We start from the raw sequence: 16,294 nt of genomic DNA on the forward strand, positions 1-16,294 counted from the left end.
CTTCAGTCTTCTCTCGGTCTCGATGTGGGTAGCGACTACCAGCGGTAGTGCGCGAAGGCCTTGTTGGACTCGGCCATCTTGTGCGTGTCCTCGCGCTTCTTCACAGCGGCACCCAGGCCGTTGGAGGCGTCGAGGAGTTCGTTGAGCAGACGCTCGGTCATGGTCTTCTCGCGACGGGCGCGCGAGTAACCGACCAGCCAGCGCAGCGCGAGCGTGTTGGCGCGACCGGGCTTGACCTCGATCGGAACCTGGTACGTCGCACCACCGACACGGCGGGACTTGACCTCGAGGGTCGGCTTGATGTTCTCCAGCGCGCGCTTCAGCGTGATGATCGGGTCGTTGCCCGTCTTCTCACGCAGACCCTCCATGGCGCCGTAGACGATGCGCTCGGCGGTGGAGCGCTTGCCGTTCAGCAGCACCTTGTTGATGAGGGAGGTCACCAGAGGAGAACCGTAGACCGGGTCGATGATGACCGGGCGCTTCGGGGCGGGGCCCTTACGAGGCATTCTTACTTCTCCTTCTTGGCGCCGTAGCGGGAACGGGCCTGCTTGCGGTTCTTGACACCCTGGGTGTCGAGGGAGCCACGGATGATCTTGTAGCGAACACCCGGCAGGTCCTTCACACGGCCGCCGCGCACGAGCACGATGGAGTGCTCCTGCAGGTTGTGTCCCTCACCCGGAATGTAAGCGGTGACCTCGATGCCGCTGGTCAGACGCACACGCGCGACCTTACGCAGGGCCGAGTTCGGCTTCTTCGGGGTGGTCGTGAACACACGCGTGCAGACGCCACGACGCTGAGGGGAACCCTCGAGTGCGGGCGTCTTGTTCTTCTCGACCTTGTCCTGCCGGCCCTTGCGGACCAGCTGCTGGATCGTAGGCACTACTTCTCCGGTTTCTGTGTGCCGATAGGTACAGCTAACCTGGAACTTCGCCGACCCACGCGGTCGGGTGTGTCGAATCCCGCAGACTCCCGCCGCAAGGCGGAAAGGGCGCAGATTACGGTGGCCGATGACGGCTCGCCATGCGGTCGAAGGCACGCACGAGAGCCAGGGCACACCCCAGGCACAAGGTCTGAGCGTACCTACCTCATTCGCTGTGGTCAAAACAAATGCGACCCGCCCGCCTCGCTCTGCGGGCCATGTCAAGCCCCTGTACGCTACGTGATCTTCGAATCGACGGTTGTCGATCTTCGAACAGGCCGTTTCGGCCGGGCGTCGCCTCCCCGCTCCCCGCGAGCCGGCAGCAGGCCCCCCGACGCCCCCGCAGGGCACCCTGCGGCCGGCGCGCGCCCGCACGGCCGTCGTCCCCCTCCACGGCCCCCTGACGGCTGTCCAGGTCGCTGGTGGCCCGGCAGACGCCGAAGGGCGGCCACCCCCAGCGGGAGTGGTCGCCCTTCGGTTCAAGCTGCTCGCTTACTGGTTGTACGGACCGTAGTCGTAGTCCTCCAGCGGAACGGCCTGGCCGGAGCCGGTGCCGAACGGCGAGTAGTCGATGTCGTCGTAGCCGACGGCCGAGTACATCGCGGCCTTGGCCTCCTCGGTCGGCTCGACCCGGATGTTGCGGTAGCGGGACAGACCCGTACCGGCCGGGATGAGCTTACCGATGATGACGTTCTCCTTGAGGCCGATGAGGCTGTCGGACTTGGCGTTGATCGCCGCGTCCGTCAGAACTCGGGTCGTCTCCTGGAAGGAGGCGGCCGACAGCCAGGACTCCGTCGCCAGCGAGGCCTTGGTGATACCCATCAGCTGCGGACGACCGGAGGCCGGGTGACCGCCCTCCTGGACCACACGACGGTTCTCGGTCTCGAACTTCGAGCGCTCGACCAGCTCACCGGGCAGCAGCTCGGCGTCGCCGGACTCGATGATCGTCACGCGGCGGAGCATCTGCCGGATGATGATCTCGATGTGCTTGTCGTGGATCGACACACCCTGCGAGTTGTAGACCTTCTGGACCTCGCCGACCAGGTGGACCTGGACGGCACGCTGACCCAGGATGCGCAGCACGTCGTGCGGGTTGGTGGCACCCACGGTGAGCTGCTGGCCCACCTCGACGTGGTCGCCCTCGCGGACCAGGACCTTGGCACGCTTCGAGATCGGGAACGCCGTCTCGTCGCTGCCGTCGTCCGGGGTGACGACGATCTTCTTGGTCTTCTCGGTCTCCTCGATCCGCACGCGGCCGGAGGCCTCGGAGATCGGGGCGACACCCTTCGGGGTGCGGGCCTCGAACAGCTCGACGACACGGGGCAGACCCTGGGTGATGTCGTCACCGGCCACACCACCGGTGTGGAAGGTACGCATCGTCAGCTGGGTACCGGGCTCACCGATGGACTGGGCGGCGATGATGCCGACCGCCTCACCGATGTCGACCAGCTTGCCGGTGGCGAGCGAACGGCCGTAGCACATCGCGCAGGTACCGACGGCGGACTCGCAGGTCAGGACCGAGCGGGTCTTGACCTCCTCGACGCCACGGCCGACCAGCTCCTCGATGAGGACGTCGCCCAGGTCGGTGCCGGCCGGGGCCAGCACCTGGCCGTCGACCACGATGTCCTCGGCGAGGCAGCGCGCGTACACGGACGTCTCGACGTCCTCCGTCTTGCGCAGCACGCCGTCCGCGCCCCGCTCCGCGATCTTGAGCTTGAGGCCACGGTCGGTGCCGCAGTCCTCCTCGCGGATGATGACGTCCTGGGAGACGTCGACCAGACGACGGGTGAGGTAACCCGAGTCGGCGGTACGCAGGGCGGTGTCCGCCAGACCCTTACGGGCACCGTGCGTGGAGATGAAGTACTCCAGCACGGACAGACCCTCACGGAACGAGGCCTTGATCGGACGCGGGATGGTCTCGTTCTTCGCGTTCGACACCAGACCACGCATACCGGCGATCTGCCGCATCTGCATCATGTTTCCTCGGGCACCCGAGTCAACCATCATGAAGATGGGGTTCGTCTTGGGGAAGTTCTCGTTCATCGCCTCGGCGACCTCGTTGGTCGCCTTGGTCCAGATCGCGATGAGTTCCTGAGTGCGCTCTTCCTTGGTGATCAGACCGCGCTCGTACTGCTTCTGGACCTTCTCGTCCTGCGCCTCGTACCCGCGGACGATCTCCTTCTTCGCCTCGGGAACGACGACGTCGGAGATGGCCACGGTGACACCGGAACGGGTCGCCCAGTAGAAGCCGGCCGCCTTCAGGTTGTCGAGCGTCGCCGCCACGATGACCTTGGGGTAGCGCTCGGCCAGGTCGTTGACGATCTCGGAGAGCTGCTTCTTGCCCACCGAGTAGTCGACGAACGGGTAGTCCTCGGGCAGCAGCTCGTTGAAGAGCGCGCGGCCCAGCGTGGTGCGCAGGCGGAACGAGTCACCCTGCTGCCACTCGGGCTCGCCCTCCTCGCGCGCCGGCGGGGTCCAGCCGCGCGGCGGGATGGTGCCCACCGGGAAGCGGATGTCGATCGGCGACTGCAGCGCCAGCTCGCCGGCGTCGAACGCCATGATCGCCTCGGCCGTGGAGCCGAACGCACGGCCCTCGCCCTTGGTGTCACGCAGCTCACCGTCGGTGGTGAGGAAGAACAGACCGAGGACCATGTCCTGGGTCGGCATCGTCACCGGACGGCCGTCGGCGGGCTTGAGGATGTTGTTCGAGGACAGCATCAGGATGCGGGCCTCGGCCTGCGCCTCCGCGGACAGCGGCAGGTGCACGGCCATCTGGTCACCGTCGAAGTCCGCGTTGAACGCGGTGCAGACGAGCGGGTGGATCTGGATGGCCTTGCCCTCGACCAGCTGCGGCTCGAAGGCCTGGATGCCGAGGCGGTGCAGGGTGGGAGCACGGTTCAGCAGCACCGGGTGCTCGGCGATGACCTCTTCGAGGACGTCGTACACGACCGTGCGGCCGCGCTCCACCATGCGCTTGGCGCTCTTGATGTTCTGCGCGTGGTTCAGGTCGACCAGACGCTTCATCACGAACGGCTTGAACAGCTCCAGCGCCATGGCCTTGGGCAGACCGCACTGGTGCAGCTTCAGCTGCGGGCCGACGACGATGACGGAACGCGCCGAGTAGTCGACTCGCTTACCGAGCAGGTTCTGACGGAATCGACCCTGCTTACCCTTCAGCATGTCGCTGAGGGACTTCAGCGGGCGGTTACCGGGACCGGTCACCGGACGGCCGCGACGACCGTTGTCGAAGAGGGCGTCGACAGCCTCCTGAAGCATGCGCTTCTCGTTGTTGACGATGATCTCGGGCGCGCCGAGGTCGAGAAGCCTCTTCAGACGGTTGTTGCGGTTGATCACACGGCGGTACAGGTCGTTCAGGTCGGAGGTCGCGAAGCGGCCACCGTCCAGCTGCACCATCGGACGCAGGTCCGGCGGGATGACCGGCACGCAGTCGAGCACCATGCCCTTGGGGCTGTTGCTGGTCTGCAGGAACGCGGAGACGACCTTCAGGCGCTTGAGCGCACGGGTCTTCTTCTGGCCCTTGCCGGTACGGATGATCTCGCGGAGCCGCTCGGCCTCCTCCTCGAGGTCGAAGGACTCCAGGCGCTTCTGCAGCGCCGCGGCACCCATCGAGCCGTCGAAGTACGTGCCGAAGCGGTCACGCAGCTCGCGGTAGAGCAGCTCGTCGCCCTCGAGGTCCTGGACCTTGAGGTTCTTGAACCGGCTCCACACCTCGTCGAGGCGGTCGATCTCGCGCTGCGCACGGTCGCGCAGCTGCTTCATCTCGCGCTCGGCACCCTCGCGCACCTTGCGGCGCACGTCGGCCTTGGCACCCTCGGCCTCCAGCTCGGCCAGGTCGGCCTCGAGCTTCTTGGCGCGGGCCTCCAGGTCGGCGTCGCGACGGTTCTCGATCTGCTGGCGCTCGACCGAGACGTGCGCCTCCAGGGAGGGCAGGTCGCGGGTGCGGCGCTCCTCGTCGACGAACGTGATCATGTACGCCGCGAAGTAGATGACCTTCTCGAGGTCCTTGGGAGCCAGGTCGAGCAGGTAGCCCAGACGGCTCGGGACACCCTTGAAGTACCAGATGTGCGTGACGGGCGCGGCCAGCTCGATGTGGCCCATCCGCTCACGGCGCACCTTGGCGCGCGTGACCTCGACGCCACAGCGCTCACAGATGATGCCCTTGAAGCGGACACGCTTGTACTTGCCGCAGTAGCACTCCCAGTCCCGGGTCGGACCGAAGATCTTCTCGCAGAAGAGTCCGTCCTTTTCGGGCTTCAGGGTGCGGTAGTTGATCGTCTCGGGCTTCTTGACCTCGCCGTGGCTCCACTGACGGATGTCGTCAGCGGTGGCCAGGCCGATCCGGAGCTCGTCGAAGAAGTTGACGTCGAGCACTATGCGTCAATCCCTCTCAGGGTCGAAAGTCTTTGGTCTGAAACGGGGGCCTGGGGGTCGGCGGGGCCCTTGTGGGTCAGGGCCCCGCCGGACTCCCGTCAGACCTCTTCGACGCTGCTCGGCTCGCGCCGGGACAGGTCGATACCGAGCTCCTCCGCAGCGCGGAAGACGTCCTCGTCGGTGTCGCGCATCTCGATGGACATACCGTCGCTGGACAGCACCTCCACGTTCAGGCAGAGCGACTGCATCTCCTTGATGAGCACCTTGAAGGACTCGGGGATGCCGGGCTCGGGGATGTTCTCGCCCTTGACGATGGCCTCGTAGACCTTCACTCGGCCGGTGACGTCGTCGGACTTGATGGTCAGCAGCTCCTGGAGGGCGTACGCGGCGCCGTAGGCCTCGAGGGCCCACACCTCCATCTCACCGAACCGCTGGCCACCGAACTGGGCCTTACCACCCAGCGGCTGCTGGGTGATCATCGAGTACGGACCGGTCGAGCGGGCGTGCAGCTTGTCGTCGACCAGGTGGTGCAGCTTCAGGATGTACATGTAGCCGACCGAGATCGGGTCCGGGAACGGCTCACCGCTACGGCCGTCGAACAGCCGCGCCTTGCCGGACGGGAGCACCATGCGCTCGCCGTCGCGGTTCGGGATGGTGTGCTGCAGCAGACCCGCCAGCTCGTCCTCACGGGCACCGTCGAAGACCGGGGTGGCGACGTTGGTGCCGGGGGCGACCTGGTCGGCACCGATGGCCTGCAGGCGCTGCGCCCACTCGTCGGCGAGGCCGGAGACGTCCCAGCCGCGGCTGGCGAGCCAGCCGAGGTGGATCTCCAGGACCTGTCCCGGGTTCATTCGGGACGGCACACCCAGCGGGTTGAGGATGATGTCGACCGGAGTTCCGTCCTCGAGGAACGGCATGTCCTCGATGGGAAGGATCTTCGAGATGACACCCTTGTTGCCGTGACGGCCGGCGAGCTTGTCACCGTCGGTGATCTTGCGCTTCTGCGCGACGTACACGCGCACCAGCTGGTTCACACCGGGGGGAAGCTCGTCGCCCTCCTCGCGGTCGAAGACGCGCACGCCGATGACCTTGCCGGTCTCGCCGTGCGGCACCTTCAGCGAGGTGTCACGGACCTCACGGGCCTTCTCACCGAAGATCGCGCGCAGCAGGCGCTCCTCGGGGGTCAGCTCGGTCTCACCCTTCGGGGTGACCTTGCCGACCAGGATGTCACCGGCGATGACCTCGGCACCGATACGGATGATGCCGCGCTCGTCGAGGTCGGCGAGGACCTCCTCGGAGACGTTCGGGATGTCCCGGGTGATCTCCTCGGGGCCGAGCTTGGTGTCACGGGCGTCGACCTCGTGCTCCTCGATGTGGATCGAGGAGAGGACGTCGTCCTGCACGAGGCGCTGCGACAGGATGATCGCGTCCTCGTAGTTGTGACCCTCCCACGGCATGAACGCCACGAGCAGGTTCTTGCCGAGGGCCATCTCGCCGTTCTGGGTGGCCGGGCCGTCGGAGAGGACCTGGCCCTCGATGACGCGGTCGCCCTCGTTGACGATGACCTTCTGGTTGACCGAGGTGCCCTGGTTGGAGCGGGCGAACTTGGCCAGGCGGTACGTGATGTACGTGCCGTCGTCGTTGGCGGTGGTGATGTAGTCCGCGGAGACCTCCTGGACCACACCGGCCTTCTCGGCCTTGACGACGTCGCCGGCGTCGGCGGCGGAGCGGTACTCCATGCCGGTACCGACGAGCGGGGCCTCCGACTTAATCAGCGGAACGGCCTGACGCATCATGTTCGCGCCCATGAGGGCACGGTTGGCGTCGTCGTGCTCGAGGAAGGGGATCATGGCGGTCGCGACCGACACCATCTGGCGCGGCGAGACGTCCATGTAGTCCACGTCCTCGGGGCCGACGTAGTCGACCTCGCCGCCACGACGGCGGACCAGCACGCGGGCCTCGGCGAACCGCATCTCGTCGTTCAGCGGGGCGTTGGCCTGCGCGATGACGAAGCGGTCCTCCTCGTCGGCCGTCAGGTAGTCGACCTCGTCGGAGACCTGGCCGTCGACGACCTTGCGGTACGGCGTCTCGATGAAACCGAACGCGTTGACCCGGCCGTAGGAGGCGAGCGAGCCGATCAGACCGATGTTCGGGCCTTCGGGCGTCTCGATCGGGCACATGCGGCCGTAGTGCGACGGGTGGACGTCACGGACCTCGAAGCCGGCCCGCTCACGGGAGAGACCACCCGGGCCGAGGGCGTTCAGACGACGCTTGTGCGTCAGCCCCGACAGCGGGTTGTTCTGGTCCATGAACTGGGACAGCTGGCTGGTGCCGAAGAACTCCTTGATGGAGGCGACGACCGGCCGGATGTTGATCAGGGTCTGCGGCGTGATCGCCTCGACGTCCTGGGTGGTCATGCGCTCGCGCACGACGCGCTCCATACGGGCGAGACCCGTACGGACCTGGTTCTGGATCAGCTCGCCGACGCTGCGGATGCGGCGGTTGCCGAAGTGGTCGATGTCGTCGGTCTCCACCATGATCGAGCGGCCGGACTCGCCGGTCGTCTCGGTCTCACCGGCGTGCAGCTTCACCAGGTACTTGATGGTGGCGATGACGTCGTCGGTGGTGAGTACACCGGCGTCCAGCGGCTCGTCCGCACCGAGCTTCTTGTTCACCTTGTAGCGGCCGACCTTCGCCAGGTCGTAGCGCTTGGGGTTGAAGTAGAGGTTCTCCAGCAGCGTCTGCGCGGCCTCACGCGTGGGGGGCTCGCCCGGACGCAGCTTGCGGTAGATGTCGAGCAGCGCGTCGTCCTGGCCCTGGGTGTGGTCCTTCTCCAGGGTGGCGCGCATCGACTCGTACTCGCCGAACTCCTCGAGGATCTGCTCGGTGGTCCAGCCGAGCGCCTTCAGGAGGACGGTGACCGACTGCTTGCGCTTGCGGTCGATGCGGACGCCGACCATGTCGCGCTTGTCGATCTCCATCTCCAGCCAGGCACCCCGGGACGGGATGATCTTGGCGGAGAAGATGTCCTTGTCGGACGTCTTGTCGATGGAGGAGTCGAAGTAGACACCGGGGGAACGGACCAGCTGAGACACCACGACACGCTCGGTGCCGTTGATGACGAAGGTGCCCTTGTTCGTCATGAGCGGGAAGTCGCCCATGAAGACCGTCTGGGACTTGATCTCACCGGTCTCGTTGTTGGTGAACTCGGCGGTGACGAAGAGCGGGGCCGCGTACGTGAAGTCGCGCTCCTTGCACTCGTCGATCGAGTTCTTCGGCGGCTCGAAGCGGTGGTCCCGGAACGTCAGCGACATCGACCCGGAGAAGTCCTCGATCGGGGAGATCTCCTCGAAGATCTCCTCCAGACCGGACTTGGTGGGGACGTCCTGACCGTTCTCCAGAGCCTCCTCGACCCGAGTCTGCCAAGCGGTGTTGCCGAGCAGCCAGTCGAAGCTCTCGGTCTGCAGCGCGAGCAGGTTCGGAACCTCGAGAGGCTCCTTGATCTTTGCAAAGGAAATGCGCAGCGGGGCGGTGCTGGCGCCGTTGTTCGTATTCGCGGTCGAGGCATTGCGCGAGGCGGCCAAGAGGGGGTCCTTCCGAGGGCTCGGACTCACTACGCGCGTGCCGGCCCCTCTCCCGTACACAGAGACAGAAACCCCAGGTCAAGGGAGCTTTTGTCATCAGTGCTCGAGTGAGGGCAGACCCCTGGTGACGGGCAGGGGACAGCTAACAGGCAGCGCAAAGGGTCAGTGTAGCCACTTGGCACACTGATGTCCAGCGCGGGTTTTTCGAGACCCTCGTTGTGCTCACCGCTCTTGTCAACGCCCTCGGCATGCCTGCCCTCAACGCACGTTGATACTGCCCTCTTCGTCGCCGATCCATGCCTCGGATTCGGATCCTTGTGACGACGCGTCCTGAGAATTGCGCGCTGCGTGCGGTTCGTCAAGGCCCCTCAGTCCAAACGAGACTGGCCGGAGACACGACGAAGATCACCATACCCCTCGCCGTCGCGAGTGCAAGGCAACCGTGGACGGCCCTCCGATACGCCGAAGAGCGACCACCCGGATGGATGATCGCTCTTCGGTGCGTTCGCGTTACAGCCCTAGGAGGCCGCAGTCAGCGCGCAGTCGGGTTCGAAGAACCCGGAAGGTCTTACTTGACCTCGACGGAGGCACCGGCGCCCTTGAGGGCCTCGGCGGCCTTGTCAGCGGCCTCCTTGTTGACCTTCTCGAGGACCGGCTTCGGGGTGCCGTCGACGAGGTCCTTGGCCTCCTTCAGACCCAGCGAGGTCAGCTCACGCACGACCTTGATGACCTGGATCTTCTTGTCGCCGGCGCCGGTGAGGATGACGTCGAACTCGTCCTTCTCCTCCTCGGCCTCGGCGGCGCCGGCACCAGCGGCACCACCGGCGACGACGACCGGCGCGGCAGCGGCGGCGGTGACGTCGAACTTCTCCTCGAAGGCCTTCACGAACTCGGAGAGCTCGATGAGGGTCATCTCCTCGAACTGGGCAAGCAGCTCGTCCTGGGTGAGCTTCGCCATGATGGCGGTCCTTCCACTCAATCGGCAGGTGCCGGATGTACTGGGTGAGGCGGGCGTACGTCGGCCCGCTGAGACCCTCGCCGCGTCATGCGGCCAGGATCAGAAAGCGAGCCGAATTACTCGGCACCGCCCTGCTCGGCCTGCTTGGCACGGAGCGCGTCCACGGTGCGGACGAGCTTCGACGGCAGCGCCTGGAAGACGGAGGCAGCCTGGGACTGCTTCGCCTTGAAGGCACCGGCCAGCTTGCTGAGCAGAACCTCGCGGGACTCGAGGTCCGCAAGCTTCTTGATCTCGTCGGCGGTCAGCGCCTTGCCGTCAAGGACACCGCCCTTGATGACGAGATTCGGGTTTTCCTTGGCGAAGTCACGGAGACCCTTCGCCGACTCCACCGGGTCACCGGTGACGAAGGCGACGGCCGTCGGACCAGCGAAGAGCTGGTCGTCCAGCGTGATCCCGGCCTCGTTGGCCGCAATCTTGGTCAGCGTGTTCTTCACCACGGCGTACTGGGCGTTCTCACCGAGCGACCGGCGCAGCGTCTTGAGCTGCGCCACGGTGAGACCGCGGTACTCGGTCAGCACGGCGGCGTTGGAGCTGCGGAACTTGTCCGTCAGCTCCGCAACCGCGGCAGCCTTGTCGGGCCTCGCCATAGAGCCTCGGCCTCCTTCCGGGTGATTCGGACCGCGCGGACCCGAAGGAGGACTGGGCAAACGAAACGCCCCGGCGCAGGCGCACGGGGCGGACTCGACCGGCCGCACACGCGCTCGGCGCGCGCACTCCGGGAGTTCTTCCACTGACACCTGCGCGGGTCGTCCACTTTTCAGCGGATCCTTCGGCCACCGCACCCTCTAACGAGCGCACGGCAACGACCAGCGGTCTTTGGCTTCTGTAGGAGAATACGGGACCGGGGCGCGGTCGAGCAAATCGGGCCGTACGGGCCGCCCCGGTCCTTCTGCGTCCCTGGGCTCAGGAGCTGGTGCCCATGCCGCTGCTGGTGCCGGCGCCGCTGGTGGTGCCGCCGGCCACGGTGCCGCCGGACTTGAGCAGGTCGGCGAAGTCCTTGGTGTCGGAGGCGGGCGGCGCCTCGGCGGCGACCTTCACGCCGTAGTCGCTGTAGAACGTGGTGTTGGTCATGGTGCCGTTGGCGGTGTCCGCCTTCTCGGTCTTCTTGACCAGCAGGTTCTCTTCGTTGATCCAGATGTCGACGGTGTCCGTGGTCACCCCGGCCTGGTCGAGCTGCTTCTTCAGGGCCGTCAGCTGGTCGGCGCTGAGGTTGCTGCTCTTGCCCGCGAGGTCGGCGACGTCCACCGTGCCCGAGTAGTGCGTGGTGCGGGCGCCGGAGATGGTCTCCTCGCCGACCTTCTTGACGTCGCCGGAGGCCAGCAGCATCTTCACGGACTGGTTCGGCGTGGCGGTCTGGATCTGGTCCTTCATGTACGAACCGGAGGCGCCGCCGAGCTTGGCGAGGTCGTCGTACGAGTACTTGAGCCAGTGCTTGCCGCCCGTCTGCTGGGCGTAGGCGTCACTCATGTGCGCGTAGTAGGCGTCCGGCAGGTACCGGGCCTCCATCGACGAGGTGCCGGCCTTCTTCATCATCTCGGCCAGCTTGCCGCCGGTGTACGTGATGGTGAGGTTGCCCTTGAGGCCGTTGCCCCAGGTGAGGGCTCCGTCGGCCTTCATCGCCATCAGGTCGCCCATGGCCGTGGTGGAGCGCACCTTGGCCGAGTCGGCCTTGTCGGTGGACTTCTCGGCGGAGCGCAGGGCCGCGATGGGGCTGAGGTGCACCGTCCCCCCGCCGGCCGCCTTGCCGCCCTTGTCGCCGTCCGAGGAGCCGCAGGCGGCCACGCCCGTCAGCGCGGCGACCACCGCGATCGAGAGGCCCATCCGGCGCGCGGTCGTGCTCTTCATCTCGTCCCACCCCTAAGTCCTGGGCCTGCACCGTGATCCAGGCCGCTGACAGTCGTACGAAAAGTCGCACAAAGAAAGGACGGGCCCCGCACCTGGAAGGTTCCAGTGCGGGGCCCGCCCTCTGCTGACGCGTACCCGACGCGGCTACCGGGGTGAGCGGAAGGCTCAGACGGCGGCCGGGTCCTCCTCGACGAGGAGGTTACGGGTGCGGTTCGGGTCGACCGGGATGCCGGGGCCCATCGTGGTGGTGATGGCGGCCTTCTTGATGTAGCGACCCTTGGCGGCGGACGGCTTCAGACGGAGGATCTCCTCCAGCGCGGCGCCGTAGTTCTCCACCAGCTTGGCGTCGTCGAAGGACGCCTTGCCGATGATGAAGTGCAGGTTCGAGTGCTTGTCGACGCGGAACTCGATCTTGCCGCCCTTGATGTCGGTGACGGCCTTGGCCACGTCGGGGGTGACGGTGCCGGTCTTCGGGTTCGGCATCAGACCACGCGGGCCGAGGACGCGGCCGAGGCGGCCGACCTTGCCCATGAGGTCCGGGGTGGCGACGACGGCGTCGAAGTCCAGACGGCCCTTCGCCACCTCGTCGATCAGTTCGTCGGAGCCGACGATGTCGGCGCCCGCGGCCTCCGCGGCCGCAGCACGGTCACCGGTCGCGAAGACCAGGACCCGGGCGGTCTTGCCGGTGCCGTGCGGAAGGTTCACGGTGCCACGGACCATCTGGTCGGCCTTGCGCGGGTCGACACCCAGGCGGAAGGCGACCTCGACGGTGCCGTCGAACTTGGTCGTGGAGGTCTCCTTGGCGAGACGGACGGCCTCGAGCGGGGCGTACAGCTTCTCCCGGTCGATCTTGGCGTCCGCAGCGCGGAGAGCCTTGCTGCGCTTGCTCACAACTGCTCCTGTGTGTTCTGAAAGGAGTCGTGGTACGGGCCGAGCGGGCCCTGCCACGTGCGACCGGCTACGGCCGCATTGCCTGCTGGGGGTGGGTTCAGCCCTCGACCGTGACGCCCATGGAGCGCGCGGTGCCGGCGATGATCTTCGCGGCCGCGTCCAGGTCGTTCGCGTTGAGGTCGGGCATCTTGGTCTGGGCGATCTCGCGGACCTGCGCCTCGGTGATCTTGGCGACCTTGGTCTTGTGCGGCTCGCCGGAGCCCTTCTCGACACCAGCGGCCTTGAGGATCATCTTGGCGGCCGGCGGCGTCTTGGTGACGAAGGTGAAGGAACGGTCCTCGTAGACCGTGATCTCCACCGGGATGACCCAACCGCGCTGCGACTCGGTCGCGGCGTTGTAGGCCTTGCAGAACTCCATGATGTTGACGCCGTGCTGACCCAGCGCGGGGCCGACCGGCGGAGCCGGGTTGGCGGCGCCGGCCTGGATCTGGAGCTTGATGAGCCCCGTGACCTTCTTCTTCTTGGGAGGCATAGCTCTCCGGGTCCTTTCGATTCGGGTCCTGCCGGCATCCGGGGACCACCCGGACGCAGGCATACCGCACAACGATAACGGGTATGGATGCGCGGCCAAAAACCGTGCAGGTCAGGTGGGCTGCTGCAGCCCGCCTGACCTGCGCGGAAGCGGTACGTCCAGAAAGAACTAGTTCTTCTGGATCTGGTCGAAGGAAAGCTCGACCGGCGTCTCGCGGCCGAAGATCTCCACCAGGCCCTTGACCTTCTTCGAGTCGGGGTTGATCTCGTTGATGGTCGCCTGGAGCGTGGCGAACGGGCCGTCGGTGACGGTGACCGAGTCGCCGACCTCGAAGTCCAGCACCTGGACCTCGACCTTGCGCTGCGGGGCGGGCTTGCCCTCGGCCTCGGCGGCCTCGCGGGCGGCCTTCTCCTCGGCCTCCGGGGCGAGCATCTTGACGATCTCGTCCAGGGTCAGCGGGTACGGGTCGTAGGCGTTGCCGACGAAGCCGGTGACCCCGGGGGTGTTGCGGACGACGCCCCAGGACTCGTTGGTCAGGTCCATGCGGACCAGGACGTAACCCGGCAGCTTGTTCTGCTTGATCGTCTTGCGGTCGCCGTTCTTGATCTGGACGACCTCTTCCTGCGGCACCTCGGCCTGGAAGATGTAGTCCTCGACGTTCAGCGAGACGGCGCGCTGCTCCAGGTTGGTCTTCACGCGGTTCTCGTAACCGGCGTAGGTGTGGATGACGTACCACTCGCCGGGCAGGGTGCGCAGCTCCTCGCGCAGGGCCTGGATCGGGTCGACCGGCGCGGCCGGCTCCTCCTCGGCTGCCTCCGCGACGACGGCTTCCTCGTCGCCCTCTTCGGCGTCGCCCTCTTCGACGTCGCCTTCCTCGTCCTCGACGTGCAGGGCGGCCTCTTCGGCCGGCTCGCCCGACTCGGCCTCGGCAGCCTCGAACTCGTCCTGCTCATCCGCGCCTTCGACGATGTCGAGCTCGTCGTCCACCGTCTCGTCCGGCTCGATGGCGTCGTTCAGGTTCGGGTCAGACACGATGGCTGCTTCTTCCTGGATACATAGGGGTGGAACATGCGAAAACGGGCGCCGGTACCACGGCGCCCTTCGCTCTTGGCTCAGCCGAAGACGTACTTGGCGGCGTGGTTGAGCCCATAGTCAATCACGGTCACCAGGGCGATCATGATCGCAACGAAGAAGATCACCACGGTGGTGTACGACGTCAGCTGGTTGCGCGTCGGCCAGACGACCTTGCGGAGTTCCGCGATGATCTGGCGGTAGAAGATGGCGAGGCGCTTGAGCGGGCCCTTCTTGGCACGCTTGCCGCCCTTGCGGGCCTTCTTCTTGGACTCGGGCACCTCGTCCTGGGCATCAGGCGTGTCGATGGAGCCCACGGCGTCCGTCATAGTCCTCACCTGATCCCGGGTCGTGGCCGTGCCGCGCCCGGTTTCTGAGCCGCACGGCGGTGCATTGCTGTACGTACAAGCGCACACATCCTGGCGGTGTGTGTAGCAGGGCCGGAGGGACTTGAACCCCCAACCGCCGGTTTTGGAGACCGGTGCTCTACCAATTGAGCTACGACCCTTTGTGTGTCCCCCAACGTACCGCATCCGACCGGGTGCTCGGTGTGCACCGGTTGCGGCGGCGGCTGCTGAAGGCCAACGAGGTGAGAGTGTACGTGGTCCGGGGCCCGGCGTCGAACAGAAAGTGGCTCTCCGGAGCCGTGCGACCAAAGATCGTCCTGGCCGACGGCCGGATTCGGATCCCTGTTCACGCCTCGACCCGATGCTGTTCAGTCTGTGAAACCCGTGTGCCGGGGGTATTTCCGGTCTGGAACGATGGGCTTCATGAGCGCTGCAACCCCTCCCACCGAGCGCCGGGTCTCCGCCCGAGTCGGCGCGATCTCCGAGTCCGCCACCCTCGCCGTGGACGCCAAGGCCAAGGCCCTGAAGGCCGCCGGGCGTCCGGTGATCGGCTTCGGCGCCGGTGAGCCCGACTTCCCGACCCCGGACTACATCGTCGAGGCGGCCGTCGAGGCCTGCAAGAACCCCAAGTACCACCGCTACACCCCGGCCGGCGGCCTGCCCGAGCTGAAGGCCGCGATCGCCGCGAAGACGCTGCGCGACTCCGGCTGGGAGCCCGACGTCTCGCAGATCCTGGTCACCAACGGCGGCAAGCAGGCCATCTACGAGGCGTTCGCCGCGATCCTCGACCCGGGCGACGAGGTCATCGTCCCGGCGCCGTACTGGACGACGTACCCGGAGTCGATCCGCCTGGCCGGCGGCGTCCCGGTGGAGGTCGTGGCCGACGAGACCACCGGCTACCGCGTCACCGTGGAGCAGCTGGAGGCGGCGCGCACGGAGAAGACCAAGGTCGTCCTCTTCGTCTCCCCGTCCAACCCGACCGGCGCGGTGTACTCCGAGGCCGAGACCGAGGCGATCGGCCGCTGGGCCGTCGAGCACGGCCTGTGGGTGCTGACCGACGAGATCTACGAGCACCTGGTCTACGGCGACGCGGTGTCCGTCTCCCTGCCGGCCCTGCTGCCCGAGCTGCGCGACAAGTGCGTCGTGGTCAACGGTGTCGCCAAGACGTACGCCATGACGGGCTGGCGCGTGGGCTGGGTCATCGGCCCGAAGGACGTGGTCAAGGCCGCGACGAACCTGCAGTCGCACGCCACCTCGAACGTCTCCAACGTGGCCCAGGTGGCCGCCCTGGCCGCCGTCTCCGGCGACCTGGAGGCCGTGGCGACGATGCGCGAGGCCTTCGACCGCCGCCGCAAGACCATCGTGCGGATGCTCAACGAGATCGAGGGCGTGTTCTGCCCCGAGCCCGAGGGCGCCTTCTACGCCTACCCCTCGGTCAAGGCCCTGCTCGGCAAGGAGATCCGCGGCAAGCGCCCGCAGGACACCGTCGAGCTGGCCGCGTTGATCCTGGAGGAGGCCGAGGTCGCGGTCGTCCCGGGCGAGGCCTTCGGCACCCCGGGCTATCTGCGGCTGTCGTACGCGCTCGGTGACGAGGACCTCGTCGAGGGCGTGAGCCGGATGCAGAAGCTGCTGGCGGAGGCGCGGGACTGAGGTCCTGTTCCTGCGCTTTACGCGCGCGTGCGGGCCGTCTCCCTT

General features: G+C 66.8%; 12 protein-coding genes and 1 tRNA gene. 1 reads left to right on the forward strand and 12 read right to left on the reverse strand.

Annotated features, from left to right (window positions below):
- Positions 1-35: 35 nt before the first annotated feature.
- The 12 genes from rpsG to ACZ5CW_RS13900 all read right to left on the reverse strand — a co-directional run bounded on the left by rpsG (position 36) and on the right by ACZ5CW_RS13900 (position 14,760).
- A complete protein-coding gene (gene rpsG / locus ACZ5CW_RS13845; protein ID WP_003992340.1) occupies positions 36-506 on the reverse strand; it encodes a 30S ribosomal protein S7 in 471 nt (156 codons plus the stop codon).
- Between the two features lie 2 nt (positions 507-508).
- Positions 509-880 carry a 30S ribosomal protein S12 gene (gene rpsL, locus ACZ5CW_RS13850; RefSeq protein WP_003948652.1) on the reverse strand — a complete coding sequence of 124 codons (372 nt, stop codon included), beginning with the start codon at positions 878-880 and terminating at the stop codon, positions 509-511.
- Between the two features lie 531 nt (positions 881-1,411).
- Positions 1,412-5,311, reverse strand: a complete 3,900-nt coding sequence (locus ACZ5CW_RS13855) for a DNA-directed RNA polymerase subunit beta' (protein ID WP_468600763.1) — start codon at positions 5,309-5,311, stop codon at positions 1,412-1,414.
- 98 nt (positions 5,312-5,409) lie between these two features.
- Complete coding sequence (rpoB, locus tag ACZ5CW_RS13860; RefSeq protein ID WP_468600765.1) at positions 5,410-8,895, reverse strand: DNA-directed RNA polymerase subunit beta; 3,486 nt, start codon at positions 8,893-8,895, stop codon at positions 5,410-5,412.
- A gap of 568 nt (positions 8,896-9,463) precedes the next feature.
- A complete protein-coding gene (gene rplL, locus ACZ5CW_RS13865) occupies positions 9,464-9,853 on the reverse strand; it encodes a 50S ribosomal protein L7/L12 (RefSeq protein ID WP_468600767.1) in 390 nt (129 codons plus the stop codon).
- 116 nt (positions 9,854-9,969) lie between these two features.
- A complete protein-coding gene (rplJ, locus tag ACZ5CW_RS13870; protein WP_468600770.1) occupies positions 9,970-10,500 on the reverse strand; it encodes a 50S ribosomal protein L10 in 531 nt (176 codons plus the stop codon).
- Positions 10,501-10,816: 316 nt separating this feature from the next.
- The gene (locus ACZ5CW_RS13875; RefSeq protein ID WP_468600772.1) at positions 10,817-11,758 is read right to left on the reverse strand and encodes an SCO4651 family lipoprotein; all 942 of its coding nucleotides are present in this window, start codon (positions 11,756-11,758) and stop codon (positions 10,817-10,819) included.
- A 165-nt stretch (positions 11,759-11,923) separates the two neighbouring features.
- On the reverse strand, positions 11,924-12,649 hold the full coding sequence (gene rplA / locus ACZ5CW_RS13880) for a 50S ribosomal protein L1 (protein ID WP_161298209.1): 726 nt from the start codon (positions 12,647-12,649) through the stop codon (positions 11,924-11,926).
- 97 nt (positions 12,650-12,746) lie between these two features.
- Complete coding sequence (rplK, locus tag ACZ5CW_RS13885) at positions 12,747-13,181, reverse strand: 50S ribosomal protein L11 (RefSeq protein WP_030747472.1); 435 nt, start codon at positions 13,179-13,181, stop codon at positions 12,747-12,749.
- 168 nt (positions 13,182-13,349) lie between these two features.
- The gene (nusG, locus tag ACZ5CW_RS13890) at positions 13,350-14,213 is read right to left on the reverse strand and encodes a transcription termination/antitermination protein NusG (RefSeq protein ID WP_468600775.1); all 864 of its coding nucleotides are present in this window, start codon (positions 14,211-14,213) and stop codon (positions 13,350-13,352) included.
- 80 nt (positions 14,214-14,293) lie between these two features.
- Positions 14,294-14,581 (reverse strand): preprotein translocase subunit SecE, encoded by a 288-nt coding sequence (gene secE / locus ACZ5CW_RS13895; RefSeq protein ID WP_404049961.1) that lies wholly within the window; start codon positions 14,579-14,581, stop codon positions 14,294-14,296.
- A 106-nt stretch (positions 14,582-14,687) separates the two neighbouring features.
- Positions 14,688-14,760 (reverse strand) — tRNA-Trp (locus ACZ5CW_RS13900).
- 262 nt (positions 14,761-15,022) lie between these two features.
- On the opposite strand from ACZ5CW_RS13900, the gene ACZ5CW_RS13905 reads away from it, so the two are divergent.
- Positions 15,023-16,249, forward strand: a complete 1,227-nt coding sequence (locus tag ACZ5CW_RS13905) for a pyridoxal phosphate-dependent aminotransferase (RefSeq protein WP_468600778.1) — start codon at positions 15,023-15,025, stop codon at positions 16,247-16,249.
- The last annotated feature ends 45 nt before the right edge of the window (positions 16,250-16,294 follow it).

This window comes from Streptomyces sp. NPDC031379 (assembly GCF_055569615.1).

Bases quoted from the DNA above. Each gene is read 5' to 3' on its own strand.
- rpsG (WP_003992340.1), bottom strand. From the start codon at position 506: ATGCCTCGTAAGGGCCCCGCCCCGAAGCGCCCGGTCATCATCGACCCG.
- rplL (WP_468600767.1), bottom strand. From the start codon at position 9,853: ATGGCGAAGCTCACCCAGGACGAGCTGCTTGCCCAGTTCGAGGAGATG.
- rplJ (WP_468600770.1), bottom strand. From the start codon at position 10,500: ATGGCGAGGCCCGACAAGGCTGCCGCGGTTGCGGAGCTGACGGACAAG.
- ACZ5CW_RS13875 (WP_468600772.1), bottom strand. From the start codon at position 11,758: ATGAAGAGCACGACCGCGCGCCGGATGGGCCTCTCGATCGCGGTGGTC.
- rplK (WP_030747472.1), bottom strand. From the start codon at position 13,181: ATGCCTCCCAAGAAGAAGAAGGTCACGGGGCTCATCAAGCTCCAGATC.
- secE (WP_404049961.1), bottom strand. From the start codon at position 14,581: ATGACGGACGCCGTGGGCTCCATCGACACGCCTGATGCCCAGGACGAG.
- ACZ5CW_RS13905 (WP_468600778.1), top strand. From the start codon at position 15,023: ATGAGCGCTGCAACCCCTCCCACCGAGCGCCGGGTCTCCGCCCGAGTC.